This is a genomic window from Monashia sp. NPDC004114, from assembly GCF_053603855.1.
Genome location: NZ_JBSGGK010000002.1, coordinates 388783 through 415535 on the forward strand (window position 1 = coordinate 388783; position 26753 = coordinate 415535).

The 26753-nt window shown below is 69.5% G+C and carries 21 protein-coding genes and 2 tRNA genes; 12 read left to right on the forward strand and 11 right to left on the reverse strand.

Going from position 1 to position 26753, the window contains the following annotated elements; all coding sequences use genetic code 11:
• Positions 1-172: 172 nt before the first annotated feature.
• The 3 genes from ACWEOW_RS04550 (at position 173) to fabF (ending at position 2886) form a co-directional block, all read left to right on the forward strand.
• Positions 173-1144 carry a beta-ketoacyl-ACP synthase III gene (locus tag ACWEOW_RS04550; RefSeq protein ID WP_452268030.1) on the forward strand — a complete coding sequence of 324 codons (972 nt, stop codon included), beginning with the start codon at positions 173-175 and terminating at the stop codon, positions 1142-1144.
• 90 nt (positions 1145-1234) lie between these two features.
• Positions 1235-1483, forward strand: a complete 249-nt coding sequence (locus tag ACWEOW_RS04555) for an acyl carrier protein (protein ID WP_452267965.1) — start codon at positions 1235-1237, stop codon at positions 1481-1483.
• Between the two features lie 152 nt (positions 1484-1635).
• Positions 1636-2886, forward strand: coding sequence for a beta-ketoacyl-ACP synthase II (gene fabF, locus ACWEOW_RS04560; RefSeq protein WP_452267966.1), 1251 nt, complete (start codon positions 1636-1638; stop codon positions 2884-2886).
• Between the two features lie 87 nt (positions 2887-2973).
• Here fabF and ACWEOW_RS04565 read toward each other — a convergent pair whose 3' ends face one another.
• The 4 genes from ACWEOW_RS04565 to ACWEOW_RS04580 form a co-directional block, all read right to left on the reverse strand.
• Positions 2974-4182 carry an RtcB family protein gene (locus tag ACWEOW_RS04565; RefSeq protein WP_452267967.1) on the reverse strand — a complete coding sequence of 403 codons (1209 nt, stop codon included), beginning with the start codon at positions 4180-4182 and terminating at the stop codon, positions 2974-2976.
• 37 nt (positions 4183-4219) lie between these two features.
• Positions 4220-4741, reverse strand: coding sequence for a WhiB family transcriptional regulator (locus ACWEOW_RS04570; protein ID WP_452267968.1), 522 nt, complete (start codon positions 4739-4741; stop codon positions 4220-4222).
• A 572-nt stretch (positions 4742-5313) separates the two neighbouring features.
• A complete protein-coding gene (locus ACWEOW_RS04575) occupies positions 5314-5829 on the reverse strand; it encodes a DUF3145 domain-containing protein (protein WP_452267969.1) in 516 nt (171 codons plus the stop codon).
• A 233-nt stretch (positions 5830-6062) separates the two neighbouring features.
• Positions 6063-6404: a bifunctional 3-phenylpropionate/cinnamic acid dioxygenase ferredoxin subunit gene (locus ACWEOW_RS04580; RefSeq protein WP_452267970.1), complete on the reverse strand. Its 342-nt coding sequence runs from the start codon at positions 6402-6404 to the stop codon at positions 6063-6065.
• Between the two features lie 128 nt (positions 6405-6532).
• On the opposite strand from ACWEOW_RS04580, the gene ACWEOW_RS04585 reads away from it, so the two are divergent.
• Both ACWEOW_RS04585 and ACWEOW_RS04590 read left to right on the forward strand, forming a co-directional pair.
• Positions 6533-6609: transfer RNA gene (locus ACWEOW_RS04585), tRNA-Ile, on the forward strand.
• 329 nt (positions 6610-6938) lie between these two features.
• Complete coding sequence (locus ACWEOW_RS04590; RefSeq protein WP_452267971.1) at positions 6939-7640, forward strand: Ltp family lipoprotein; 702 nt, start codon at positions 6939-6941, stop codon at positions 7638-7640.
• A gap of 91 nt (positions 7641-7731) precedes the next feature.
• Here the strand turns inward: ACWEOW_RS04590 and ACWEOW_RS04595 are convergent, their stop codons facing one another.
• Positions 7732-8253, reverse strand: coding sequence for a carboxymuconolactone decarboxylase family protein (locus ACWEOW_RS04595; protein ID WP_452267972.1), 522 nt, complete (start codon positions 8251-8253; stop codon positions 7732-7734).
• Positions 8254-8551: 298 nt separating this feature from the next.
• On the opposite strand from ACWEOW_RS04595, the gene ACWEOW_RS04600 reads away from it, so the two are divergent.
• Complete coding sequence (locus tag ACWEOW_RS04600; RefSeq protein WP_452267973.1) at positions 8552-10558, forward strand: transglycosylase domain-containing protein; 2007 nt, start codon at positions 8552-8554, stop codon at positions 10556-10558.
• Between the two features lie 29 nt (positions 10559-10587).
• Here ACWEOW_RS04600 and ACWEOW_RS04605 read toward each other — a convergent pair whose 3' ends face one another.
• Together ACWEOW_RS04605 and ACWEOW_RS04610 are read right to left on the reverse strand one after the other, a co-directional pair.
• On the reverse strand, positions 10588-14232 hold the full coding sequence (locus ACWEOW_RS04605; protein ID WP_452267974.1) for an ABC transporter substrate-binding protein: 3645 nt from the start codon (positions 14230-14232) through the stop codon (positions 10588-10590).
• Positions 14233-14380: 148 nt separating this feature from the next.
• A complete protein-coding gene (locus tag ACWEOW_RS04610) occupies positions 14381-16264 on the reverse strand; it encodes a glycoside hydrolase family 15 protein (RefSeq protein WP_452267975.1) in 1884 nt (627 codons plus the stop codon).
• A gap of 242 nt (positions 16265-16506) precedes the next feature.
• Between ACWEOW_RS04610 and ACWEOW_RS04615 the strand changes: the two genes are divergently transcribed.
• From ACWEOW_RS04615 to ACWEOW_RS04640, 6 genes are all read left to right on the forward strand, one after another.
• Complete coding sequence (locus tag ACWEOW_RS04615; protein WP_452267976.1) at positions 16507-17457, forward strand: zinc metalloprotease; 951 nt, start codon at positions 16507-16509, stop codon at positions 17455-17457.
• A gap of 368 nt (positions 17458-17825) precedes the next feature.
• Positions 17826-19130 (forward strand): M23 family metallopeptidase, encoded by a 1305-nt coding sequence (locus ACWEOW_RS04620; protein WP_452267977.1) that lies wholly within the window; start codon positions 17826-17828, stop codon positions 19128-19130.
• 279 nt (positions 19131-19409) lie between these two features.
• Positions 19410-20138: an amino acid ABC transporter ATP-binding protein gene (locus tag ACWEOW_RS04625; protein WP_452268031.1), complete on the forward strand. Its 729-nt coding sequence runs from the start codon at positions 19410-19412 to the stop codon at positions 20136-20138.
• 60 nt (positions 20139-20198) lie between these two features.
• A complete protein-coding gene (locus ACWEOW_RS04630) occupies positions 20199-21035 on the forward strand; it encodes a glutamate ABC transporter substrate-binding protein (protein ID WP_452267978.1) in 837 nt (278 codons plus the stop codon).
• A 115-nt stretch (positions 21036-21150) separates the two neighbouring features.
• Entirely contained in the window at positions 21151-21828 is a 678-nt protein-coding gene (locus ACWEOW_RS04635; RefSeq protein WP_452267979.1) for an amino acid ABC transporter permease, read from the forward strand.
• Positions 21825-22760: an amino acid ABC transporter permease gene (locus tag ACWEOW_RS04640; protein ID WP_452267980.1), complete on the forward strand. Its 936-nt coding sequence runs from the start codon at positions 21825-21827 to the stop codon at positions 22758-22760. The genes ACWEOW_RS04635 and ACWEOW_RS04640 overlap by 4 nt, the downstream gene beginning before the upstream one ends.
• Before the next feature lie 83 nt (positions 22761-22843).
• Here the strand turns inward: ACWEOW_RS04640 and ACWEOW_RS04645 are convergent.
• The 4 genes from ACWEOW_RS04645 to ACWEOW_RS04660 all read right to left on the reverse strand — a co-directional run bounded on the left by ACWEOW_RS04645 (position 22844) and on the right by ACWEOW_RS04660 (position 26721).
• Positions 22844-22916 (reverse strand) — tRNA-Asn (locus ACWEOW_RS04645).
• Positions 22917-22997: 81 nt separating this feature from the next.
• Positions 22998-23516 (reverse strand): hypothetical protein, encoded by a 519-nt coding sequence (locus tag ACWEOW_RS04650; protein ID WP_452267981.1) that lies wholly within the window; start codon positions 23514-23516, stop codon positions 22998-23000.
• Positions 23516-25441 carry a DNA primase gene (gene dnaG, locus ACWEOW_RS04655; RefSeq protein ID WP_452267982.1) on the reverse strand — a complete coding sequence of 642 codons (1926 nt, stop codon included), beginning with the start codon at positions 25439-25441 and terminating at the stop codon, positions 23516-23518. Before dnaG ends, ACWEOW_RS04650 begins: the two co-directional genes overlap by 1 nt.
• A gap of 50 nt (positions 25442-25491) precedes the next feature.
• Positions 25492-26721 (reverse strand): deoxyguanosinetriphosphate triphosphohydrolase, encoded by a 1230-nt coding sequence (locus ACWEOW_RS04660; protein WP_452267983.1) that lies wholly within the window; start codon positions 26719-26721, stop codon positions 25492-25494.
• Between the last annotated feature and the right edge of the window lie 32 nt (positions 26722-26753).

Genomic DNA, 26753 nt, shown 5'->3' on the forward strand with positions numbered 1-26753 from the left:
GACGGACGGCCACCCCGCCCGCTCCCCCGGCCAGGACCATCAGCCCCGACTCCGTACCCACTGACCCCCACCAGCGAGAAGGCCCCACGTGACAACCTCCAGTGGCATCGCACCTGAACCCAAGGGCACCGGCACCCTCGTCGACTACGGCGCGTCGCGGCACTCGCGCATCATGGGCGTCGGCGCCTACCGCCCGGCCCGCGTCGTCATGAACGCCGAGATCGTCGACCAGATCGACTCGAGCGACGAGTGGATCCGCGAGCGCTCCGGCATCGTCAGCCGCCATTTCGCCGCGGAGGACGAGTCGGTCATCGACATGGCCGAGCACGCCGCCAGGCAGGCCCTCGAGCATGCCGGCATCGCGCCCGACCAGGTCGGCTTCATCCTCATGGCGACCGTGACGCACCCCTACCAGACCCCGGCGGCTGCGCCGGAGCTGGCCTCGCGTCTCGGCTCCACGGCGCCGGCGATGGACATCTCCGCGGCCTGCGCGGGCTACTGCTACGGCGTCGCCGTGGCGAGCGACATGGTCAAGGGCGGCTCCGCCGACTATGTCCTGGTCATCGGCGTCGAGAAGCTCAGCGACTTCACCGATCCCTACGACCGCGGCACCGCGTTCATCTTCGGTGACGGCGCCGGCGCGTGCGTGATCGGCCCGAGCGACACCCCTGGCATCGGCCCGACCGTATGGGGCTCCGACGGCACCCAGCGCGACGCGATCACGCAGAAGCAGGCCTGGACCGAGGTCCGCGAGTCGTGGAAGGCCGCGCAGGCAGACAAGACCGTCTGGCCCGCGATCGGTATGGCCGGCCAGACCGTCTTCCGCTGGGCTGTCTGGGGCATGGCTCCGGTCGCCCAGCAGGCCATCGACAAGGCCGGCATCAAGGCCGACGACCTCGACGCCTTCATCCCGCACCAGGCGAACATCCGGATCATCGACGCGATGGTCAAGCAGCTCAAGCTGCCGGCCGACATCCCCGTGGCGCGCGACATCGTGACGACCGCCAACACCTCGGCGGCCTCCATCCCGATCGCGACCACTCGCATGCTCGCCGAGAAGGAGATCCCGAGCGGCGGCCTCGCGCTGCAGATCGGGTTCGGCGCCGGGCTGGTGTATGCCGCCCAGGTCGTCGTGCTCCCCTGACCCTCCCAGCTCCCGCCGCCCCGACGGGTCAATCGGGACAACGGAAACGAACATCCGCCACGGATGCCACCCACAACAAGGAGTAGACAGATGGCTCAGTCCGAGCAGGAGATCCTCGAGGGTCTCGCCGACATCGTCAACGAGGAGACCGGACTCGACACCGCGTCCGTCGAGATGGACAAGTCCTTCACCGAGGACCTCGACATCGACTCGCTCTCGATGATGACGATCGTCGTCAACGCCGAGGAGAAGTTCGGCGTGCGGATCCCCGACAGCGAGGTCAAGAACCTCAAGACCGTTCGCGACGCCGTCAGCTACATCGCCGGCGCGCAGGCCTGACCCCTGCGACCCTCGGGCCAACACGCCCGGACCCGGCGCCCGGCACCATCGGGCGCTGGGCAGGGCGGCCGGCCGGCCGGCATACCCCGTCGGACGGCCGACCAGCATCACCAGCACCAGCTCAACCAACTCGACTCAAGGAGCACGTCACCATGACGAGCAAGCGCGACCAACGCGTCGTGGTCACCGGTCTCGGCGCCACCACGCCCATCGGGGGCACCGCCACGGAGACGTGGGAGGCCCTGCTCGCCGGGCGTTCCGGCGCCCGCACGATGGACTTCGACTGGGTCTCCAAGTACGAGCTCCCCGTCACCTTCGCGGCGATGATCGCCACGAAGCCCGAGGAGGTGCTGACCAGGGTCGAGACCCGGCGCCTCGACCCGTCGAGCCAGTACGCCCTCATCGCTGCACGTGAGGCGTGGGCCGACGCCGGCGCCCCTGAGGTCGACCCCGAGCGCCTCGGCGCCGCAGTGGGCTCAGGCATCGGTGGCGTCTGGACGCTCCTCGACCAGTGGGATGTCCTCAAGGAGAAGGGGCCCCGCCGGGTGTACCCGCTCGCGGTCCCGATGCTGATGCCCAACGGTCCCGTGGCCGCGGTCTCGCTCGACCTGGGCGCCCGCGCTGGTGCCCACACGACGGTGAGCGCGTGTGCGTCCGGTGCTGAGAGCATGGGCTACGCCATCGAGATGATCCGCAGCGGTCGTGCAGACGTCGTCGTCGCCGGTGGCACCGAGGCGGCCGTGCACGCGCTGCCGATCTCCGGCTTCGCCGCGATGCAGGCGCTGTCGACGCGCAACGACGACCCCGAGAAGGCGTCACGGCCGTACGACACCGAGCGCGACGGCTTCGTCCTCGGCGAGGGCGCGGCCATCATCGTGCTCGAGTCCGAGGAGCACGCCAAGGCGCGCGGCGCCCGGATCTATGCCGAGCTCGCGAGCGTGGGCATGTCGGCCGACGCGCACCACATCACGGCTCCCGAGCCCTCCGGCTCTGGCGCTGCGCGCGCGATGAAGTATGCCGTCGAGCTGGCGGACCTGTCGCTCCAGGACATCGTGCACATCAACGCGCACGCAACCTCGACGCCGGTCGGCGACGTCGCCGAGTACAACGCGATCAAGCGTGCGTTCGGCGACCACACCGAGAACATGTCGGTGACGGCGACCAAGTCGATGACGGGCCACCTGCTCGGCGCGGCCGGAGCTCTCGAGTGCGTCATCACGATCCAGTCGATCCACAACCGGCTGGTCCCGGCCACGATCAACCTGGACAACCAGGATCCCGAGATCCCGCTCAACGTCGTGTCCGGCGAGCCGCTGAAGCTGCCCGCCGGCGACATCGCGGCCCTCAACAACTCGTTCGGCTTCGGTGGCCACAACGTCGCCCTCGCCGTCCGCAGCTACTGACGCTACTGACGCTGCAGACGCAGCACCCCGCAGCGAGGCGTGCTCGCTCGGCCGGGAGGCTCCCGGCCGAGCGAGCACGCTGTCGTCTCAGCCCTTGACGCACATGAGGGTCGTGAGCCGGTTCACGACCTCGACCAGCGGGCTCGGCCCGCTCGCCTGGGCCTCGATCACCGTCTCGAGGTCCTTGTATGCCGCGGGGATCTCGTCGATGACCCCGGCGTCCTTCCGGCACTCGACACCGGCGGTCTGGGCACGCAGGTCGTCGACGGTGAACTGCCGCTTCGCCGCGTTCCGCGACATCCGGCGACCGGCCCCGTGGCTCGCCGAGCAGAACGAGTCCTCGTTGCCGAGGCCGCGCACGACGTAGGACCCGGTCCCCATCGACCCCGGGATCAGGCCGAGGTCGCCCCGGCCCGCGCGAATGGCGCCCTTGCGGGTGACCACCACGTCGACGCCTTCGTAGGACTCCTGCGCGACATAGTTGTGGTGGCACCGCACCGGCTCGTCGAACCCCACATGCGGGAAGACGGAGCTCACGACCTCGCGGATCGTTGCCATCATGACCTCACGGTTGAGCAGCGCGTACTCCTGCGCCCAGTAGAGGTCGTGCAGGTAGGCCGCCATCTCGTCCGTGCCGGCGAGGAAGACTGCCAGGTCACGGTCAGGTAGCCCGAGGTTGTGCTCGAGCGACTTCGCCGTCGCGATGTGCCGCTCCGCGAGCTCCTTGCCGATGTTGCGCGACCCGGAGTGCAGCATGAGCCAGATGCGGCCGGTCTCGTCCGAGCACACCTCCGCGAAGTGGTTGCCGGATCCCAGCGAACCGCACTGCGCAGCGGCGCGCCCCTTCCGGTCGGCCACTTGAGGTGCACGCAGCTGGCCGAACCGGTCCATGAGCGTCGTGAAGCGCTGGGCGAGCCCCACCTCGCGCCGGAGGACGGGTGCTGACCCGTCGTGCGCCTGCCAGCCCACCGGCAGGACGGCCTCCACATCCGACCGCAGCGCGGCCAGGTCGTCGGGCAGATCCTCGACCGTGAGGCTCGTGCGCACGCCGGTCATGCCGCAGCCGATGTCGACACCGACCGCGGCCGGCGACACGGCGTCGCGCATGGCGATGACCGAGCCGACGGTGGCGCCCTTTCCGAAGTGGACGTCGGGCATCACCCGCAGGCCGTGGACCCACGGCAGGCGGCTGATGTTGCGGAGCTGGTCGAGGGCCGCGGGCTCGACCGAGCTCGGCTCGGCCCACATCAGCGTCGATGCCTGCGCGCCGGGGAGCGCGACAGGGAAGGTGGTCATGGATCTGATCCTTTCGGGTGTGGTCGGTGATCGGGACCTAGGCGGTTCGGGCGTGCTCGTGAGGGGACGGCCGGACGTTGCCGGGCAGGTCCGTGGTCGGCCGGCCTTTGGCGAGGAGCTGGCCTCCCCAGACGCCCCACTCCCGCCGCTCCCGTGCCACCGCGAAGCAGGCCGTGGTGAGCGGACACGCGCGGCAGATGGCCTTGGCGGCCTCCTCGTCAGCCACCGTCGCCGGCCAGAAGAGCTCTGGGTCCTCGTCCGCGCACCGCGGGACCTGTCCCGCGGGCTCGAACGGATGCGAGGTAGCCGCGGAGTACGCGAAGCCGTCGATGCCGACGCTGCCGCCGGGTCCGGGGCTCGGCCGCAGGGACAGCTGGCCCAGGGATCGGCTGTGGAGGTTGGTTCGGTTGCGCGTCATGCGGTGAGCTCCTCTCGGATTGACGTCGAGACGGTGGACGAGGTCGGTGGGTGGCGGACAGTGGCCGGCGACGTGGAGCTGCGCGCGGGTCGGGACGTACGGCTCCCAGCGCAGCGGCATACCGGCCTCGACCTGCGTCATCGCCGGCCCCCTCCGTGCCGGTCTGACCGGAGCCTGTACACATGGAAAGCCGCCCCTACCGAACGTCCGGTGGGGCGGCTGCGCGAGGTGCGAGCGATGCTCGCGGGCTCAGGTCAGCGCAGGTCTTCCCACCGGGAGTCGTCCGAGGTTGCCTTCTGGCCGCAGGAGGCCGAAGCCCTCCTGGTTGCTGGGATAGCCGACATCGGCGAGGCGACCACATCGCTTCGCTTTCAAGTCGAGTCCCGTTGCCATGACAGGCCTTTCGGTGAGATCCGCGTGATGGGCGCGGCGTGGACGCCGGCCCGTGAGCCATCGTGTCAGGTGGGACCTCTTGGTGCCCAATGGTTTTCCGTCTCCGTATGCCGTCGCCCACCAGGGCCCTGTGGACGGCGCGTTCGCTCGACGGTCGAGTGAGCACCCTGTCCCACCGGTCGCCGAGGCGCCGGGCGGGCTCAGCCCGCGTCGGAGCCGGTCGCCACCGGGAGCGACGAGGGCCCGGGCGCACGAACCGCCCGGGCCCTCGTCGTCCCGTTCGCCACGCTGGAGGCCGCGGCCGACGAGACGCTTGAGAGTCAGCCCACCTTGTGCAGCCAGCGTACGGAAGCCCCGTCGCCGGCATACCGGAAGACCTCGAGCTCCTCGTCCCACGGGACCCCGAGAAGCAGGTCGAGCTCGTCCTGGAGAGCCTCCGCGTCGCCGCGCGTGCGCAGCACCGCCTCGCGGAGCCGGTCCTCCTGGACGACCGCGTCCCCGGAGGCGGAGGTCATTGTGTGGTGGATGCCGAGACGCGGTGTGTACGACCAGCGCGCGCCGTCACAGCCCGGCGAGGGCTCCTCGGTCACCTCGTACCGAAGGCCGTCCCAGCCGCGCAGGGCGCTGGCGAGATCGGCGCCGGTGCCCGGGGCACCTGTCCAGGCCAGCTCGCTGCGCAGCATCCGCGGAGCCACCGGCTGCGGGATCCAGTCGAGCGCGACGCGTTGGTCGAGGACGGCCTCGATCGCCCACGTGATGTGCGGGCACAGCGCCGCTGGGGCCCCGTGTATGAACACGACCCCACGTGTGGTGGTGCGCGACATCGCGACAGACATCCGGGACCTCCTGAAGTTGCAGGGACGTCTTCCCCAACGCCTGCGATTTCGTGGGTCCGTGTGCTGTCGGTGCCGTGATGCAGTTGTGCTCACCGAGGTGAGCGCTCGTCCATTGTGCACCACCGGTCACACCGGCACCAGCATTCGGCGGCAATCGTCCGTGCACGTCGCCGCTCCACCCGGCACGGCGCGCGGTGCGCGTGGCTTCGTTCGAGTGGTGCAGGAGAGCCTGGTCAGCCCTCGGGTGTGACCCCAGGGAAGAGGTAGACCTCGCCGTCGCGCACCTCGACCTGGTGCGCTGCGACCGGCTGCGTCGCCGGCAGACACATCGGTTGTCCGTTGCGCAGGCAGAACCGCGTCGCGTGCAACGGGCACTCGACCTCACCGGCCTCGACCCAGCCCTCGGCGAGCGACGCATCCTCATGCGAGCAGGTGTCGTCCAGCGCGTAGTACGTGCCGTCGTCGTCACGGAAGAGCGAGATGGGCTCGTCCGTGCCGGTCAGGGTGGTCTCCAGTGCAAGCGCCTCGCCGGGCTCGACGTCGTCGACCGCGGCAACGCGGATGCCGTCACTCATGCATGCGTCCTTCGGCTCACAGGGTTGTTGCTCCGTTGCGAGCCTAGAGGGGTCGACAGCGGCGGGACGCACCGGTCGATAGACTCCGAGCCGTCCTCGCGGCCGACCTCGGTCGCGCGCGAGGTCCCGGGGCAGTAGCTCAGCCGGTCAGAGCAGCGGACTCATAATCCGTCGGTCCAGGGTTCAAGCCCCTGCTGCCCCACCAGCCCTACTAGTCCCACCAGCCCCACCCGGCCCCTTATTGACTCCGCCAGATGCTCGACGTTCGAGCTGCAGTTGATGCCTGACGTGTTCCGGCTGCGCCCGAGACGCTCGTGAACACCAGCTCGTCCGGGCCCGGCCGGCGACCTCGTGGTCGGTCAGGAACCTTGTCGCCGCGCGGCAGGCTCGGCAGGTTGTCGACACCTGTGCGGGGTTCACGCCGAGCGAGAGAACAGGGGACCAATGGACCTGCCGCACCGGGCGCGCTCCGTGCTCCGCTGGGCCCGAATCCATCGGCCCCAAAGGGCCACAACGCAAGGAAGCAACCCACCCATGAGCGACCACCCCACCCAGCCCATGCCCGCACCCCAGGGCCAGCCCTACGTCCCGCCGCCCGCCGGCCAGCCCTTCACGGACACCCAGGTGCCGGAGCCCAAGCAGAAGATGAGCCGCGGCAAGAAGGCCGGACTCTGGACCGGCGGCATCCTCGTCGCGCTCATCGCCATCGGCGCGACCCAGGGCAACCAGCCCGATTCCAACCCCGCCGCCGCGCCGGCCGTCTCGTCGAGCTCCACGGCCGCGTCCTCGAGCAGCGCGCCAGCCACCACCCCGACGGTCGACCCCAGCAAGGCCGCCGCCGACGCGAAAGCCAAGGCAGCCGAGGAGGCGAAGAAGAAGGCCGAGGCCGCAGCCGCCGCGAAGGCAGCAGCGGAGAAGGCCGCGGCCGAGAAGGCAGCCGCCGCGATGACCGTCTCGCAGAAGCAGGCGATCGAGTCCGCGCAGAACTACATCGACCTGACCGCGTTCTCCCGTAAGGGCCTCATCAAGCAGCTGGTGTTCGAGGAGTTCTCCACTGCCGACGCCACGTTCGCTGTCGACCACATCACGGTGAACTGGAAGGAGGAGGCCGCGGAGTCGGCCAAGAACTACCTCGACCTCACGTCGTTCTCACGCAACGGCCTCATCAAGCAGCTGAAGTTCGAAGGCTTCACCACCGCCCAGGCCGAGTACGGGGTGAAGGCCGCCGGGCTCTGACGGCCCGCCCGCGGGCCCGATCGGGCCCCCTCGAAACGGCGTTCCGACCACCTGCTCGTCGGCGGCGCTCAGCGCGACCCCGCTGATGCGCTCACTCCCGGCGAGATGCTGCGCGGACTTCGGTGTCCAGCACGGGCTCCCAGGTGCGCGTCGCGACACCGACGGCGTTCCACGCATTGATCGTGACCACGAGGGACAGCAGCGCACCGATCTCGTCGGGCGACCAGTGCTCGGCGACGGCCTCGTAGTCGGAGACCGGCACCCGGGTCTGCGCGGCCAGTGTCACCGACTCTGTGAAGGCGAGTGCGGCGCGCTCTCGCGCACTGAAGAACGTCGACTCGTTCCACACGGCGACGGCGGCGATGCGCTGGATTGCCTCGCCGGCGGCCACGGCCGCGGTCGTGTGCAGGTCGACGCAGTAGGCGCACCCGTTGAGCTGGGAAGCGCGCAGCCGGACGAGCTCGCGCAGACCGGCGGGGAAGCTGACCCGGTCAAGCTCGTGAGTGGCAGCCGCGTCGAGGCGGTTCATCGCCGCGGAGAACGAAGGAGCGGTCGCGGAGAAGTCCAGGCGCTCGGGAATGGTGACGATCGTGCTCTGCTGGGTGGTGGTCATGAGAGCATCCTTGTCCACGAAGTGGACCATCAGAAGAGCCAAGTTGGGGTTGTCTGATTGATCCAATCTCGACGGAGCCCGCGGCAGACCTGGGCATCTCTCTTGGCAGCGCCCGGGATGGTCAGTGACGTCGCAGCGCTGGGACGTCACTGACTATCGGCCGAGGCGGTGAATGGCCCGAGAACTGAGGCGGTGTCCAGCCTGGGCCCAGAGAACCATCAGGGCTATCGGCCTATCGTCAAGGGTGAGGTCCGTACGAGGCGACCTGGGGAGAATTGCCCGGCTCATGGTCGGGTTCATGACCGCCGCACTCCTTCTCGGCCTGCTCGCAGTCGGCATCTACCTACCCAGCGTTGCGGCCCTGGGCGGCCTCGCCAACAGCGGCAGCTCGGCCTTCCTGTCGCTTCCGGACGCCTTCAGCATCGAGCCCCTGAGCGAAGGCTCTCGCATCCTGGCCTCGGACGGCTCGCTCATCGCGATGCCCGAGGACCAGAACCGGCAGGTCATCCCCCTGTCCCAGGTCGCGCCGATCATGCGCACCGCGCAGGTCGCCATCGAGGACAGCAGGTTCTACGAGCACGGTGCGATCGACCCCAAGGGCCTGGCCCGCGCGATGCTCGACGACCTTCGCACCGGGCAGGCCACCGAGGGCGCTTCGACCCTGACGCAGCAGTTCGTCAAGATGACGCTCGAGACTCAGGCGCTGCGGGCGGGGCAGACCGCCGCCGCCGAGGCGGCCGTGGCGCGCACCCTTCCGCGCAAGCTGACCGAGCTGCGGTATGCCGTGGCGCTCGAGCGCACGTGGAGCAAGGACGAGATCCTCCAGGGGTACCTCAACCTCGCCTACTACGGCGACGGTGCATACGGCGTCGAGGCCGCCTCGCGCCACTTCTTCGGCGTCCACGCGAGCGCCCTGACCATCGACGAGGCAGCTACTCTCGCGGGCCTCGTGCAGAGCCCGAGCACGACGGACCCCGTGAACAACCCGAAGCAGGCGCAGGCTCGGCGCAACGTCGTGCTCGACCGCATGCACGACCTCGGTGAGCTCACGGACGCCCAGTGGCGTGCGGGCCTGAAACACTCGCTCAAGTCCGACCTCGACGTGACGCAGCCCCCGGCCACGTGCCAGCAGTCCCGCTACCCCTACTTCTGCTCGTTCGTCATCAGCTGGCTCGAGCAGACGCCCGCGCTCGGGCCGACCCAGCAGGCCCGCCACGACATGCTGTTCGGCGGCGGGCTCACGGTCCACACGACGCTGGACCCGGCGATCGAGCGGCAGGTCAACAAGGCGCTGCAGCGGGTCGCGCCCAAGGACAACTCGCTGGGGGTGGCGGCAGCGGCATACGTGACCGAGCCGGGCACCGGGAAGGTGCTCGCCCTCGGTCAGGACACGGCATACGGCAGCGGGTCCTCTGGTGAGACGGAGGTCAACTACTCGGTCGACGGCCGATATGGCGGCTCGGGCGGGTTCCAGTTCGGCTCGACCGCGAAGGCGTTCTCCCTCGTCACGGCGATGGAGCAAGGGCTGGGCACCCACGCCAGCGTCAACGCGCCCGCGGCCGACAACCATCACCCCGCGACCTTCACCCCGTCGGACTTTCCCCAGCCGTGCGGCCTCGACAACGACTGGCAGGTCTACAACGACGAGGCGTTCAACGGCGGCCGCCTTTCCCTCATGACCGCGACGGCGAAGTCGACGAACACCGCGTTCGTGAAGCTCGCGACCAAGATCGGTGTGTGCGCCATCCACCAGACCATGACGGACTTCGGCATCCACGGCGCGGACGGCAGCCCCCTCGGGACCTATCCCCCGCAGGTCGTCCTCGGCGCTCAGGGCATCTCCCCGCAGACGCTCGCCAACGGGTATGCCGGCATCGCCGCGGGCGGCACGCTGTGCCAGACCTACCCGGTCACGAGCATCGAGCGGGGCGGCTCGGTCATGTGGGCGCCGCAGCCGTCGTGCACGCGAGTCGCTGACCCCAAGTCGGTGAGCGAGGCGACCCAGTACCTCATGTACAACATGACCCACGGCTCAGGCATCCTCAACCAGCTCGCCGGGCGAGACTCTGCAGGCAAGACCGGCACCGCCGACAAGAACGCCCAGTCATGGTTCGTCGGCTACACCCCCCAGCTGACCACCGCGGTCTGGGTCGGCAACCCGGTCCACCAGAACCGCGCGATGTTCAACGTGTCGATGGCCGGCAAGAGCTGCACCGCGATGACCGGCGCCTGCTTCGCAGCTCCGATCTGGCGCCGGATCATGGACGGAGCCCTCGACGGGGAACCCGCGCTGCCGATGCCCTGACAGCCGCGGGCAGCTCCGACCCCTCGCCGTCACGCCACCGTCGAGCGCACCTCCAGGTCGGCGTAGTTCGCCGAGGTCTTGCCGAACTCCCACCAGCCCTCGACCCACGGCTTCACCACGGCCGTGCTGCGGGCATAGACGAGCGGGATGCACGCGATGCGGTCCGCGACCGCCATGCGGTCGGCCTGGTGGAACAGCTCGAGGCGGCCGCGGTCACTGCGTTCCTGACGGGCTCGCTCGATGACCTCGTCGAACGGGGCGTGGCTGAAGCCGCCCTCGTTGGTGCGGCTGTCGGACTGGAACAGCAACCGCAGGTAGTACTCAGGGTCCGGATATCCCGGCAGCCACCCCGTCATGACGATCGGCGCGGCATCCCACGGACGGCTCAGGACCACGGCCTCCTGCAAGGTCCAGGGCAGGATCTGCACGTCGAGGCCGAGGGTCTCGCGCCACCCGTCGACGACCGTCGCGACGAGGATCCGGTTCTCCTCGAGGGCCGCGACACGGAGGGTGCCTGGGTCCCCCGCGCGGGCCAGGTGCTCGCAGGCGCGCCCAGGGTCGAAGCGCGGCGCGATGTCCGGCGTGTGGCCCTGCAGCGCGGGCGGAACGACCCCGCCCGTCGCCACCATCATGTTCGCCGGCAGCGCAGCGGCCAGTCGCTCGCGGTCGACCGCGAGGGCCAGGGCACGCCTCAGGTCGAGCTTGCCCGTCTGCGGGTGGGCGTGGTCGAACGACAGGTACCCCGACCATGCGGCAGGTCCCGGCGCCGCGTCGGGCACGTCTGCCGGCATCAGGTCGGCCAGCCGGGGCGTGTAGCGGACCTGGATCATGTCGAGCTCGTTGCGCGAGTACCCGTCGAGAGACGCCGTGACCGGCGCCCGGTGGTACTCGACCTGCTGCACGTTCCCGGTCCTCGGCGCGCCGCCGACCCGCCGCTTCAGAGTCAGGGAGTCGGCGCCCCGTGCGACGACCTGGAACGCGCCACTGACCACCTGGTCCTCGGTCCAGGCGTCGCCCGCGGCGTCGATCGCGTGGCGCGGCTGGGGTCCCGCATCGGGGCGGTTCATCACGCTCATGAAGTACGGCGCCGGGGCGGCGAGGCGGAACTCGACCGTGTGGTCGTCGAGCGCGCGCACGCCGATCGTGCTCGCGTCGCGGGTGCGCCGCAGGTAGTAGTCCTGACCGCTCTCGAGCACGAAGTAGACCGCGACGGAGGAACCCGGGGCGTCCGGGTCGAGCACCCGCTTGATCCCGAACTCCACGTCGTGGGCGGTGAGGGGATGCCCATCGGACCAGCTCAGCCCGTCCCGCAGGTGGAAGACGTAGCGCAGGCCGTCCTCGCTGATCTCCCAGCGGTCGGCCAGTGAGGGCACGATCGTGCGCTCGGGCCACGCCTCGACGAGGCGGTCGAACAGCTGCATGCAGACCTGGATGTTGGGCCACGCGATCGCAGACCTCGGGTCGGTGTCGTTGGGCAGGAAGCTGCTGCCGATCCGGACGGCGGTCACCAAGCCGTCGTCCGGCAGCTCGCGCGCAGCCGGCGGGTCCCAGCGGTCGAACGCGAGCTGATAGGCGCGGTTCGCCTCCGCGAAACGGAGTGCCATGTGCAAAGCAAGCGCCAGCTTGAAGAGGACCAGTGCGATCTCGCGTCGCTCGCCGCGCCGCTCCAGGATGGGCAGCAGCTCGCGATAGTGGGCGATCGCTTCGTCGAGGGCGTACTCCTGTCGCGCCCGGTCGCCGGCACGGGTCAGGTATGCCGCCGCGCGCTCTTCGTCCTCGGCGCCGAGCCAGTGGTGAGCGAGCAGGCCCGCGACCTCGTCCTCGCGGCCGGCATACTGCCGACCCAGCCACTCGGCTGCCCTGCGGTGGAGGCGGTTCCGTTGTTCGTGCACGAGTGTCCGGTATGCCGCGTCCTGGATCAGGGCGTGCTTGAACCGAAACTCCGGCTCGGGCCACCGGCGGACCTCGCGGACGAGGTCGAGCCGCTGGAGCTCCGCGAGCGCGGCGCGCACCTCTGCCGGCTCGCGGTCGGCGACGCCCTCGAGCAGCGGCCGCCCGAACTGGCGCCCGAGGACCGAGGCTGCCATGAGGGCGTCGTGCGCGGTGGGCTCGAGGCGGTCGATGCGCGCGAGAATGACCTGCTCGACGGTCGGCGGGATCTCGACGGGAACGTCGCGCTCGAAGCGCCAGACGCCGTGCTCGTCGTGGACCAGGGCTCCCGCGTCGGCAAGCGAGCGCACGATCTCCTCGAGGAAGAACGGGTTGCCCTCGGCCGGCTCGAGGATCCGGCGCTCGGTCTCCCTGGGGAGGGTGCCGCTGCCGACGAGCGCGTGGAGCAGCTCGTTGCAGGCGTCCCCGGTCAGGGCCTCGAGAGCGAGCTCCTGCACCCGATGGGGCAACGCCCGCGCGACGTCCTCCCTGAGCCGCCACGCCCCGTGGTCGCGCTCCGGCCTGCTCGTGAGCACGAGCAGCAGGGCCTCGGTGTCCGTGTCGGCGGCGAGCTGTTGGAGCAGCTGGAGCGAGGTGGCGTCGGCCCAGTGCAGGTCCTCGATGGCGAACGCGACCGGGCCGTCGGCCGCCAGACGCGAGGTGAAGGCACGGACCACCTCGAAAGTGCGGTACTGCAGGGCCTCCGGGGACAGCTCGGCGAGCCGCGCCTCGACATCGTGCTCCAGGGTCAGTCCGAGCATCGCGCCGAGGTAGGGGTAATTGTCCTCCGCCGCGGCGCCGAAGAGCTCGTCGACGCGGCGCCGCAGAGCAACGCGGACGCGCAGCTCCGGCTCGTCGGCGAGCACGCCGAGCCACGAGCGGATCAGGTCGCGCAGGGGCCAGTACGGCATCGACTCGCCGTAGGAGACGCAACGTCCCTCGAGCCAGCGGGCGCGGCCCTGGACCGGCTGACCCCGCTCGAAGCTGCTCCGTAGCTCGGCGAGCAGCCGGGTCTTGCCGATGCCTGGCTCGCCGGTGAGGAACACGACCCCGCCGCTGCCGGCCAGCGCGGCCTCGATGGCGGCCCGCCCCGCGGCGAGCTCGCGCTCGCGGCCGACCAGCGGCGCCTGGCTTCCTTCGAAACCGCGGGCACGCGATGGGTGGGCGGCAAGGCCCAGGACCGCGACGGCCGGGAACGGCTGGGCCTTGCCCTTGAGCTGCAGCTGCACCGGCTCGGCCCAGGTGAAGGCGTATGCCGCCAGCCGCTGGGTGTCGACGCTGACCAGGACCGAGCCTGGTGCGGCCGAAGCCTGCAGGCGCGCCGCCACGTTGATCGCGTCGCCGGTCGCTGAGTACTCGACCCGCCCGCCCGCGCCGACCGAGCCGACGACGACGAGCCCGGTGTTGATGCCAACTCGCACCGCGAATCCCTTGACACCCCAGGCCTGGTCGACTTCGCGGCCATACTCTGCGATGTCCTCCACGATGCGAAGTCCCGCCCTGATGGCCCGCTCCGGATCGTCCTCGTGTGCGACCGGCGCGCCGAAGAGGGCGAGGACGCCATCGCCCGCGAGGTCCTTCACCGTGCCGCCGAGCTCCTCGACCGACCCGATGATGCGCCTGAGTGCCTCCTGAAGGACGAGCTTGAGCTCCTCGGGATCCAACCGTTCGCCCAGCGGGGTCGAGCCGACGACATCAGCGAACAACGCAGTGACGACGCGGCGCTCCTCCCGGTGCTCGCTCACGCGGGAATCGTCCCATCCCCGGCCGCGGCCGGGGATGACTTTGACGGCATACGGAGCCGTAGGCCCGACCCGCGGTCCCGAACCCTATGGAGGTGCCCGCTCGACGGTCATGTCGTCACCGTCGAAGGGGCCGGGCTCGCCCGCGGGGCTACTCCATCTCGATGCCCGCCTCGGCCGACATGATGTGCAGGACCGCGTTGACGAGGCCCAGGTGAGTGAATGCCTGGGGGAAGTTGCCCAGGTGGCGGCCACTGGCCTCGTCGAGCTCCTCGGCGTAGAGGCCCAGCGGGCTCGCCATCGAGAAGAGCTTCTCGCACAGGTGCCGGGCACGATCGACCTCACCGATGATCGCCCATGCGGACGCCAGCCAGAACGAGCAGATCGTGAAGGTGCCCTCGTCGCCGGACAGACCGTCGTCGGTCGTCTCGACGCGGTACCTCAGCACCAGGCCGTCTCGGGTGAGCTCGTCGGCGATGGCGTGCACCGTGTTGACGATGCGCTCGTCGTCCGAGGGCAGGAACCCTACAAGCGGGATGAGCAGCGCCGACGCGTCGAGCGCCTTGGTGTTGTAGTGCTGGACGAACACGCCGCGCTCGTCGACGCCGTGGGCGAGCACATCGGCCTTGATCTCGTCGGCCGCCTTCTTCCAGTTGTCCGCTCGCTCGTTCTCGTCGCGGAGCCGGGCGAGCTTCACGCCGCGATCCACCGCGACCCAGCACATGACCTTCGAGGCCGTGAAGTGCTGGGGCTCGCCGCGCACCTCCCAGATGCCACGGTCCGGTTCCGCCCAGTGCTTGATCGCGTTGTCGACGAACCGGGCGAGGATGATCCAGAACCGGTCGTCGAGCCGGTCCCTCTCCTTGCTGTGCAGGTAGACCGAGTCGAGCAAGGCTCCCCACACGTCGTGCTGCTTCTGGTCGAATGCCCCGTTGCCGACGCGCACCGGGCGCGATCGCTCGTAGCCCTCGAGGTGGTCGAGCGTCGACTCCTTGAGCTGCCGCTCCCCGTCGATGCCGTACATGATCTGCAGGTCTTCCCCGGTCGCCGCCACGTCGGCGATGAACGAGAAGAAGTCCGAGGCCTCCCAGTCGAAACCGAGTCGGTCCATCGCCCAGAGCGTCAGCGTCGAGTCTCGGATCCACGTGTAGCGGTAGTCCCAGTTCCGCTCGCCGCCGGGATCCTCCGGGAGCGAGGTCGTCGGTGCGGCCACCAGCGCGCCGGTCGGAGCGTAGGTGAGCCCCTTGAGCGTCAAGGCGCTTCGCTCCAGCGCGGTCCTCCAGGGGTGGTCCGGGAAGTGGCCCCGCGCGAGCCAGTGCTGCCAGTGATGGGCGGTCCAGACCTGGCTCTGGTACGCGACCGGGTAGGACATCGGAGGCTGGATCCCGGCCCACGACAGAGCCACGAAGCGGGTGTCGCCCTCCTTGACGAGCGTCCGGGCCATCGCATGACTACCCTCGAAGCCCATCCGCATGTCCGAGGTGAGACGCAGCACCTCGTCGTCGGCCCCGCCCTCGGCGACCGCGGAGTAGTACGAAGGCCCGTCGTACGACCACACCGCCGGCGTGCGTCCGTAGTCGAAGACCGGGTGGCAGTCGAGCGCGATCTGGACCTCTCCGTCGACGCAGCGGATCGTGCGCAGCAGCGTGTGCTCGCTCTCGTAGTCCGTCGGCGCCCTCCGGTGAGTGTCTCGACGGTCCTTGTCGTGACGCCATGGCCCCATGAGCAGCGCGTCCCGCACGATGACCCAACCGGTGGGCGTGCCCCACGACGTCTCGAGCACCATGGTCCCCGGCAGGTACCTGCGGGACACCGGCACGCGCATGTCGGCCGGGCCCAGCCGGAAGCCACCCGCATCACGGTCGAGCATGCAGCCGAAGATGCTCGGCCCGTCCATGCGGGGAAGGCACATCCACTCGACGTTCCCGCTCGGGGCGACCAGGGCCGTCACCTCGCAGTCCGAGAGGAACCCGTAGTCGGCGATGGGTGGGTAGGCAGAGTGGTTGGTCCGCACGTGAATCCGGTCGCCAGCCATGGTGAGCTCCGTTCCGAGTCGGTGCTCGAAGTCTCCCGCGCCAAGGGCGCCGCGTCGAGAACCGCGGGTGCCCGGCATACCCGGGACGGGCGTGCCCTGGTGCCCGACACGGCCGCGACCGAGACCTGATCGTTGTCTTCGAAGCCGCTCGAACGGCGTACGACGGCAGTAGGTTCTCAAGACTGCTCGCTCCGGGGGCCGACACACAGCCCGAAACCAGGTCCTGACACAGGGGAGATCGCATGCCATCGACACCGACACTGCGCTGGATGGCGGTAGCCGCGGCCGCTACGAGCGTCGTCGCCATCGGTTCCTCGGGGTCCACAGTCAGCGCGGCGCCCGCGACGCCGTCACCGGGCGCCGCCGCGTGCGCCAGCGCACCGGACTTCGCGCGTGTGCGCCAAGGGAGCACCGCCAGCGAGCCCGCACTCTATGCGGCCAGCGAGGCGAACGCATACGGCGTCATCAAGGACTCACCCCGTATGCCGAACGGGAGCGTCCACATCCCCACGGTGTTCCACGTCGTCTCGGACCACACCCTGAGCACGGCCGAGAAGACCCGCTGGGAGCGCATGATCGAGGCGCAGATGAAGGTCCTCAACGACTCGTACAGCGGCAGGACCGCGCCAGACGCGGCCGACTCGCCGTTCCGCTTCAACCTGACCAAGATCACGTGGACCGTGAACGCGACGTGGTACACGGTCACGCCCGGCAAAGTTGAGCGCGACATGAAGAAGGCACTGTACGAAGGGAACTCACAGACCCTCAACGTGTACACCGCGAACATCGGCGCGGGCCTGCTCGGCTGGTCGTACTTCCCCAAGGGCTACAACCACGGTCGTGACTACGTCGACGGCGTGGTCATGCTCGACGAGTCGATGCCCGGTGGAGCCGCCGGCAAGTACTCCGAGGGCGACACTCTCACTCACGAGGTCGGGCACTGGCTGATGCTCGAGCACACCTTCAAGAGCGGCTGCTCCGCCAGCGGTGACTTCGTCGCCGACACGCCACGCGAGGCCCACCCACAGTTCGACTGCCCGACCGGCGCGGACACGTGCACCGCGCCCGGGCTCGACCCGATCCACAACTTCATGGACTACACGCAGGACTCCTGCATGGACATGTTCACCGCCGGTCAGGTGGAGCGCATGAACGACGCCTGGATCGCCTTCCGCAAGATTCCGACGAGCTGACTGCGCTCCGGCTGCGGCCGGACGACGAGGCGCCTGCCGGTCCCGAGACCAGCGGGCGCCTTGCGGTGCCCGGCGCATCGGGCAGACACTCAGGAATTCGGGCATTTGCCCCATCCGCCCCATCTGTCTCAGGATCCTGTCCAAACTCGCCCAGAACTTTCACCGGAACCGCCCCTGCGGCCCCGTGCCGACCTATGGTGGACAAGTCCGACCAGGAAGGGAGCTCGCTGCTCCCGCTCCTTTGCCGGATATGGTCTGTGTCGGACGCTCCTGCGACGCAGACCGATGCAGGACAGCACGATCGCGGTACGACCCAGTACGACGCAGTACGAGCACGACAACGAGAGCCCAGAGGGGGTGGCCTGCAGGTGCGTGAGGATTCACCGCGCGTCGGTCCGCTCGTGCTCAACATCCGGGTGAGTGGTCGGCTGGTCCCGTTGTCCGCCCTGCTGCTGCTCTTCGCGCTGCTGCCCTTCCTCGGCGGCAGTGCGCCTGCAAACCCCACGGCTTCCGTCGTTCTCGCTGCCGGCGCGCCCGCGGAGGTCAACGACGCCGTCGCGGCCGTCGACCAGGCCCGCAACGACCTCGCGGACTCCGCGATCGCGGGCGGCGCGGGGGCAGCCACAGCACCCGCCGGGTCCGCCTTCGCCGACGCGCTCGGCGGAGGCCTGTTCATGTTCCCGGCGATCGAGCTCACGCCGCTGGCCGCCCAGGCCATCGCAGCCCCGATCATCGGCGGCCCCACCTTCATCCACCCCGTGCCCGGCGGTGAGACCTCGCCGTTCGGCCCGCGCGTGCACCCCGTGCTGGGGCGGCCGATGTTCCACACCGGCATCGACCTCGCCGCCGTCTGCGGCACCCCCATCCGGGCCGCGGCCGCGGGCAAGGTCATCTACGCCGAGGTGTCCAACTCCTGGGGCCTGCGCACGATCATCGAGCACACGCCCACGCTCAAGACGGCATACGGCCACCAGTCACGCTTCCTCGTGAAGGAAGGCGACGTCGTCAAGCAGGGCCAGGTCATCGGCCTCGTCGGCACCACAGGCTGGTCCACCGGCTGCCACCTGCACTTCGACGTCATCCTCAACGACCGCTACGTCGACCCGGCCCCGTATCTCGGCTTCCCGCCGTCCGACGCCAAGTCGGTCCCGTACTCCGTGGTCCCGCACGTCGTGTTCGACCAGGGTGGCCGCGTGGTCCACACCGTCGAGGACGGCGACGTCCCGCTCCCCGACGCGACGTCTACGCCGCCCACCAGCTCGCCCACCACGTCGCGACCCACGACCGGTCCGACCCAGACACACTCGACCCCGCCGCCGACGACCAAGCCGCCGACGACGACCACTCCCCCGCCCTCGACGAGCACTCCGCCGCCGTCCACGAGCACGGACCCGCCGACGTCGAGCACCCCGCCGCCATCCACGACGTCCGACCCGCCCCCGGCGACGACGACGACCGACCCGCCGACCACGAGCGACCCGCCGGCGACGACCAGTCAAGCGGCGCCGCCCCCGTCGAGCGACCCGACCACCACGGCCACCGAGACGGCGACGGCCACAGCCACCGAGGTGCTCCAGACCGCGACCGAGGCCGCCACGACCGCAGCGGCGACGGACACCACGACGAGCGAGCCCGCGCCCCAGTCGACGACCGCTGCCGAGGGCGGTTCCTGAGCCCGCTCCTGAGCCCGCTCGCCTGAGCCCGTTGCCCTGAGCTGGCTTGGCCGAGCACGCTCTGCGGAGCGCTGACCGGCGACGGCGACCAGGCACGTCGCGGCACATCCCGGCACGGCTCGGGTTGGTCCGGTTCGGCCCGGGTCCTCACGATTCGGGCACGTCACGCCTAGATGACTCCCTCGGGCGCGTTTGACCCGATAGGTTTCCGGAATGGACGACGTGAAACCCGACTCTGACGCAACGGTCGACCGCGCCCCGGGCACGCAGCGTGAGCCGATGGTCGTCATCGAGGGCGTCAACAAGCACTTCGGCGACCTCCACGTCCTTCGGGACATCAACCTGACGGTCGGCAAGGGCGAGGTGGTCGTCATCCTGGGCCCGTCCGGTTCTGGCAAGTCCACCCTGTGCCGCACCATCAACCGCCTCGAGACCTTCGAGACCGGGTCCATCACCATCGACGGCAAGCCTCTGCCCGAGGAGGGCAAGCCGCTGGCCCAGCTCCGCGCTGACGTGGGCATGGTGTTCCAGTCCTTCAACCTCTTCGCGCACAAGACGATTCGTGACAACGTCACGCTCGGACCGATCAAGGTGCGCAAGAAGTCCAAGGCCGACGCCGACAAGCAGGCCATGGAGCTGCTCAAGCGCGTCGGCGTCGAGGCCCAGGCCGAGAAGTACCCCGCACAGCTGTCCGGCGGGCAGCAACAGCGCGTCGCCATCGCCCGCTCGCTCGCCATGGGCCCGAAGGTCATGCTCTTCGACGAGCCGACGTCAGCCCTCGACCCCGAGATGGTCAACGAGGTGCTGGACGTCATGGTCGGGCTCGCCCGCGAGGGTATGACCATGATCGTGGTGACCCACGAGATGGGCTTCGCCCGCAAGGCCGCCGACCGGGTCGTGTTCATGTCCGACGGGCAGATCGTCGAGGTCGGCACGCCGAACGACTTCTTCACCAACGCTCGGAGCGAGCGGGCCAAGGACTTCCTCGGCAAGATCCTCACTCACTGACCCACCACAGAAGCGGCGCACGCCCGTGCGCCGTGAGCAACCCACTCAGGGAGGAACCAGATGAAGGCAGGACGACTCGGTGCGGCTGCAGCGGTAGCAGCACTCGCCGTCACCCTGGCCGCCTGCGGCTCAGGCAGCAGCGGCGACTCCGGCGCAAGCGGAGGCTCCGGGCTCAAGATCGGCATCAAGTACGACCAGCCGGGGCTCGGCCTCAAGAAGGGCGACCAGTACTCCGGCCTGGACATCGACGTCGCCAAGTACGTCGCGAAGGAGCTCGGCACGTCCGAGGACCAGATCACGTGGGTGCAGGCGCCGAGCGCCCAGCGTGAGACGCTCATCTCGACGGGTCAGGTCAACTTCATCGTCGCGACCTACTCGATCACCGACGCCCGCAAGGAGAAGGTCAGCTTCGCCGGACCGTACTTCGTCGCCGGCCAGGACCTGCTCGTCCGGGCGGACGACACCTCGATCACCGGCCCGGAGAGCCTCAACGGCAAGAAGCTGTGCTCGGTCAAGGGCTCGACCTCGGCGCAGAAGGTCAAGGACAAGTTCGCCAACACGGTGCAGCTGCAGGAGTTCGCGACCTACTCCGAGTGCCTTCCCGCCCTGCAGACGGGCGGGGTCGACGCGCTGACGACTGACGACGCGATCCTCGCCGGCTTCGCGGCGCAGCCGGAGAACTCCGGCAAGTTCAAGCTGGTCGGCAAGCCGTTCTCGACCGAGAACTACGGCATCGGCCTGAAGAAGGGCGACACGGCTCTGTGCCAGAAGATCACGGACGCCATCAAGAAGATGCAGAGCGACGGCTCGCTGGACAAGGCCATCCAGAACAACCTCGGCCCGGCGAACTACAAGCCGGGTCCGGGCAACCCGCCCACCCCGGCGGCCTGCTCGTGACACCTGCCGCTGGTTCCCGCTCCTGACACCTGACCCGATGCGCGGGTCGTGGGGTCACCGTCTCCGGTGACCCCATGGCCCCGCTCGGTCCGACCTCTTCGCGGAAGGGGACGCAGTGCTCGACATCTTCGACAAGTACGACGTCATCGGCGCGTTCTGGGTGACGATCAAGCTCGCCTTCTTCTCCGCGATCGGCGCACTCGTGCTCGGCACGATCCTCGCGGTCATGCGCGTCTCGCCCGTGGCGGTGCTGCAGCGGCTCGGGGCGTTCTACGTCAACACCGTGCGCAACACCCCGCTCACGCTCATCATGTTCTTCGCGCTGGCGGGGCCGTTCTACATCCTTCAGATCAGCCTCACCGACCCGAAGTCACCGACCTCGATCGTCGACAACGGATTCCGCTGGGCGGTCATCGCCCTGGCGATCTACCACGCGGCATTCGTCTGCGAGGCGCTGCGCAGCGGCGTCAACACGGTCCCTGCCGGCCAGGCCGAGGCGGCCCGCTCGATCGGTCTGACCTTCGGGCAGAGCCTGCGTGAGGTCATCCTCCCCCAGGCGTTCCGCGGTGCGATCGCGCCTCTCGGCTCCGTGCTCATCGCCCTGATCAAGAACACCACGGTCGCTTCGGTCATCGGCGTCGCCGAGGCGTCACTGCTCATGAGCGAGATCTTCGAGAACGAGACGGCCAGCGTGCCGGTGTTCCTCGTCTTCGCCCTCGGCTTCGTCATCCTGACCCTCCCGATCGGCGTGCTCTTCACGTCCATGTCGCGACGTCTGGCGGTGAAGCGATGAGCGCCCAGACGGTCCTGTTCGACGCCCCAGGTCCCAAGGCGAGGCGGCGCTATGCGTTGCTCACTGTCGCCGGCCTCGTGCTCGCCCTGGTGACGATCGGCCTGGTCCTGTGGAAGCTGCAGGCCCAGGGCCAGCTCGACCCGGCGACCTGGAAGACCCTGCTCAACCCGGACGTGTGGAAGGACTATGTCGTCCCGGGCCTGATCAACACCCTCAAGGCCGCTGCCGTCTCGATCGTGGCCGCCATCGCCTTCGGCATCCTCTTCGGCATGGGACGCCTGTCCCACATCGCCGCCGTGAGGTGGGTCTGCGGTGTGATCGTGGAGTTCTTCCGCGCGGTCCCCGTGCTGCTGATGATGTACTTCCTCTTCCAGCTGTTCGCGTACAACAACGTCTTCGCCAGCAACCTCAACTCGTTCTTCGCCGTCGTCATCTCGCTGACGCTCTACAACGGGTCGGTCATCGCCGAGCTGGTCCGTTCGGGCGTGCACTCGCTGCCGTCCGGGCAGCGTGAGGCGGGCCTGTCGATCGGCCTGACCCCAGGCCAGACGCTCCGGCTGATCCAGCTGCCCCAGGCCCTCACCGCCATGCTCCCCGCGCTCGTCGGGCAGCTCGTGGTGATCCTCAAGGACAGCGCCCTCGGCACGGCGATCACCTACCCCGAGCTGCTGCAGAACATGCGTGACATGGGCACCGCCTACGGCGCGGTCATTCCGGCCTACGTGCTCGCGGCCGTCATCTTCATCCTGCTCAACTACGGGTTGACGCTGCTGGCCGGTCGGGTCGAGCGCAGGCTCAGCCGACGGGGCCGCGGGCCGCGCCGAGCGGGTCCGACGACCGGCGTCGCCGGCCCCGGCACCGTCGACAACCCGACAGACGGCCTCGGTGGCACGGGGGTCTTCACGGGAGACGCCACGAGCCAGGGCCGCTGACGGACGAAGGCGCCCGAAACGGCGCGGATTGGTAGGACGAAGGCCCTGACACCATGCGGTGTCAGGGCCTTCGTCGTGCGGTGCTCCCCCGGTTGGACTCGAACCAACAACCTGCCGGTTAACAGCCGGCTGCTCTGCCAGTTGAGCTACAGGGGACTGCTGCCGGGCAACCATAGCAAAGGATTCCGCTGGGACTAAATCGTGTTCCGCGGCCCAGTTCGAGTGCTTCGGACCCTCTCAGAGCCCCACTTCCGAGCGCAGGTGCGCCATCCTCGACGCGGCCTCGGCCGCCACGACAGGGTCGGTCAGATCGGCACCCTTGCCGGGGATCGTCTGCTCGAGCAGGGACCCAGTCGCGAGGTCCTGACGTATCACGAGACGCACCGATCGACGGCTGGGAGTGCGGAACTCGTCGATGACGACGACGCTGGCCTGGATCCGCTCACGCATCGCCTGCTGGATCAGCGACGGCTCGGTCACCCGCCACTGCGCCGGGTTGCGGTGGTCGACCCAGATCACCGTCAGCAGCGACGAGTCGCCCTGCCAGGTGCCGGACTCGGCCTCGTGCCACGGTCGCTGCCACATGAGCTGGCCATCGGACCTGACGAACGCCAGGTGGTGGGTCGTCGCGACGATATGACCACCGCTCGACTCGTCGTGGGCCCACGCCAGCACCCGCTCCGTGCCGTCGAGCGGCACCGCCTCGCGCACATCGTCGGGCAGCGGCGGCCGGCGCCGCTTCTCGAACAGGGCCATCAGCTCATCGCCGCCTTGATCTCGGCCAGCTCACGCTGGAGGGCCTGCAGTCGGGTGCCGAGCTCTCGGGTGCGCTCCGGCTCAGGCTGGTCGGCATGGTCCAGACGTCGCATCTCGCTCATCGCATCGGCGATCTGTCGGGTCAGGGCGATCGTGCGCACGCGGTCGAAGAGCTCGTCGACGTAGCGCGAGGTCGGCAGCCCGGTCGCGGGGTCCATCCGGGTGGGCAACGTGTCGACGGCGAGCTCGCTGACCAGGCCCGCAACGGGCGTGGCAGCGGCCTCGGTCACGGCTGAGGTCCAGGACTGCGCGTTGGCGCGGTCGCCGGCGCTCTGGGCGATCCGGATGCCGTCGAACACCGCGCGGTGGGCCGGGGCCGAGAAGGACTCCGCAGTGAGCAGGTCGATCGCGCCGGCTCGAAACACCGTCGGGAACTGCAGGAGCACCTGGAGCAGCTGCCGTTCGGCCAGCACGACCGGGTCACGTCGGTCCGGCACGGGCAGGGCACCAGCAGTGTCCGCGAGGGCCGGCTCGACGTCGTCGCGGGTCGCTGCCCGCTCGTGCGACGACGGGCGGTCGTCGTCGACCTTGATGCGGCCGGCACGGGACACCTCGGAGGCCACCTGCTCCACCTCGAGGCCGAGCAGCCCGGCGACCTCGCGGGTGTACTCGGGCCGCAGGGACCGGTCGCGGATCGAGGCCACGATCGGCGCCACGGCCCGGACGGCCTGGATGCGTCCCTCCGCCGTGCCGAGGTCGAAGCGCTTGATGGTCGTGCGCACCGCGAACTCGAACATCGGCACGGCGTCCTCGATGAGCGCCTGGACCGCCGGGTCGCCACCGGCCTGACGCAGCTCACATGGGTCCTTGCCGGACCTCTCGACAGCGACGAAGGACTGCGACGCCCACTTCTGGTCGTCCGCGAATGCGCGCATGGCCGCCTTCTGGCCCGCGGCGTCACCGTCGAAGGTGAAGATGACCTTGGCCGGGGCGCGGTCGGCCTCGTCACGCATGATCCGCCGCAGCACCTTGATGTGGTCGGCGCCGAAGGCGGTGCCACAGGTCGCCACCGCTGTCTCGACGCCCGCGAGGTGGCACGCCATCACGTCGGTGTAGCCCTCGACCACGACGGCCTGCCGCTCTGTCGAGATCTTCTTCTTGGCAAGGTCGAGCCCGTAGAGCACGGTCGACTTCTTGTAGATGGGCGTCTCGGAGGTGTTGAGGTACTTGGCCTCGATGCGGTCGTCGTCGAAGAGCCGTCGCGCGCCGAACCCGACGGTGTCGCCGGTGATGTCGCGGATCGGCCAGACCAGGCGGCCGCGGAACCGGTCGTACAGCCCGCGGGAGCCGCGGCCGGCCAGGCCGCCAGTCACGAGCTCGTCGTCGGTGAAGCCCTTCGAGCGCAGGTGGCGCACGAGGTCCTCGCCACCGCGGGGCGCGAAGCCGACGCCGAAATGCTTGGCGACCTTGCCGTCGAAACCCCGCGCCCGCATGAAGTCACGTCCCGCCCGCGCCCCAGGTAGAAGGAGGGCGTCGGCATAGAACTCCTGGGCGACCCGGTGGGCCTCGACGAGCCGGGTCCGGCGCCCGATGCCCTCGTCACGAGGGCGTGAGCCGCCGTCCTCGTAGCGCAGCTCCAGCCCGAGCTTCTGCGCGAGACGCTCGACGGCCTCGGAGAAGCTGAGGTGGTCGATCTTCTGGACGAAGGAGATGACGTCGCCACCCTCCTGGCACCCGAAGCAGTGCCAAGCCCCGACGGCGGGTCGGACGTTGAACGACGGCGTCTTCTCGTCGTGGAACGGACACAGACCCTTGAGCGACCCGGGGCCGGCGGGACGGAGGGTGACGTACTCGCGCACGACGTCCTCGATGGACGACCGCGCTTTGACCGCCGCGATGTCCTCGCTGTTGATCAGCCCCGCCATCTGCCTCCTTACGCTGTGGCGATTCTAGGTCGTCCGCGGCGAGAGCCTGGTCAGCCGCCCCACTGCCTGTGGAGGGCCAGCGCGCGCAGGTCCGTGAGCGAGGCGACCTGGTCGACCACGGCACGAAGGCGCCCCGCGTCGTCGGTCGCAGCGGAGTGGTCCGTGCGAAACGCTGCATCGAGACGCTCCTCGGGCCGGACGGCATACGCCTCGACAAGGGCACGGACGACGTCGCGCTGCTCGGACAGCACGCGAAGGCGCTCGTCCGTCGTCATAACGAAATGGTTCGCGACCGCCTTGAGCACCGAGCACTCGGCCCGCGTCTCGTCGGGGACGACCAGGTCCGCCTCGAAGCGGCAGAGGTCGCCCGGCCCGTGCTTGTCGCGGGTTGCCTTCTCCACGACGAGCACGAAGTGCCCGATGAGACGGCTCGTCATGTCCTTGAGCCGGGAGAGGTCGTGGCGGGACCCGTCGTATGCCGTCGGGACGGCTCCCGACGCGAGCAGGCGCTCCAGCGCCGCTGCGAGCACGTCCGTGCCGAGGTCCGGGGCGTAGGTGCGGCCCGCGACATCGATGACCGCTGCCATGTCGGACGAGAAGAGGATGTGTGGGTCGAGCCATCCCGAGGCGATGGCGTCCTCGACGTCGTGCACCGAGTAGGCCACGTCATCGGACCAGTCCATGACCTGCGCCTCGAGGCAACGGCTCGCTGGCTCTGCGCCGGCGCGGATCCAATCGAAGACAGGCAGATCCGATGGATAGACACCGAACTTCATTGTCTCGTAAGGCGCCTCGCCGCGCCGCCAGGGATACTTCGTCGAGGCATCCAGGCTGGCCCTCGTGAGGTTGAGCCCGGCCAGCGTGCCGTCCGGATGAGACCGCTTCGCCTCGAGCCTGGTCAGGATTCGTAGGGTCTGAGCGTTGCCCTCGAAACCGCCTATGTCACGGGCGATCTCGTCGAGCACGGTCTCGCCGTTGTGCCCGAACGGCGGGTGTCCGAGGTCGTGGGACAGGCAGGCGGTGTCCACGACGTCGGCGTTGCAACCGAGCGCGGCACCGAACTCGCGGCCGATCTGGGCGACTTCCAGCGAGTGCGTGAGCCGGTTGCGCACGAAGTCGTCCTGCCCGGGCGCGAGCACCTGCGTCTTGGCCGCGAGGCGACGCAGGGCGGACGAGTGCACCACGCGCGCCCGGTCGCGCGCGAAGTCGTCGCGGTCCGCGCGTTTCTGGGCAGGGTCCTCTGTGACCCAGCGCTCCCGATCTCGACCCTCGTAGCCCACCCCCCGACTCTAGGGTGCGCGGCAGAGGAGAC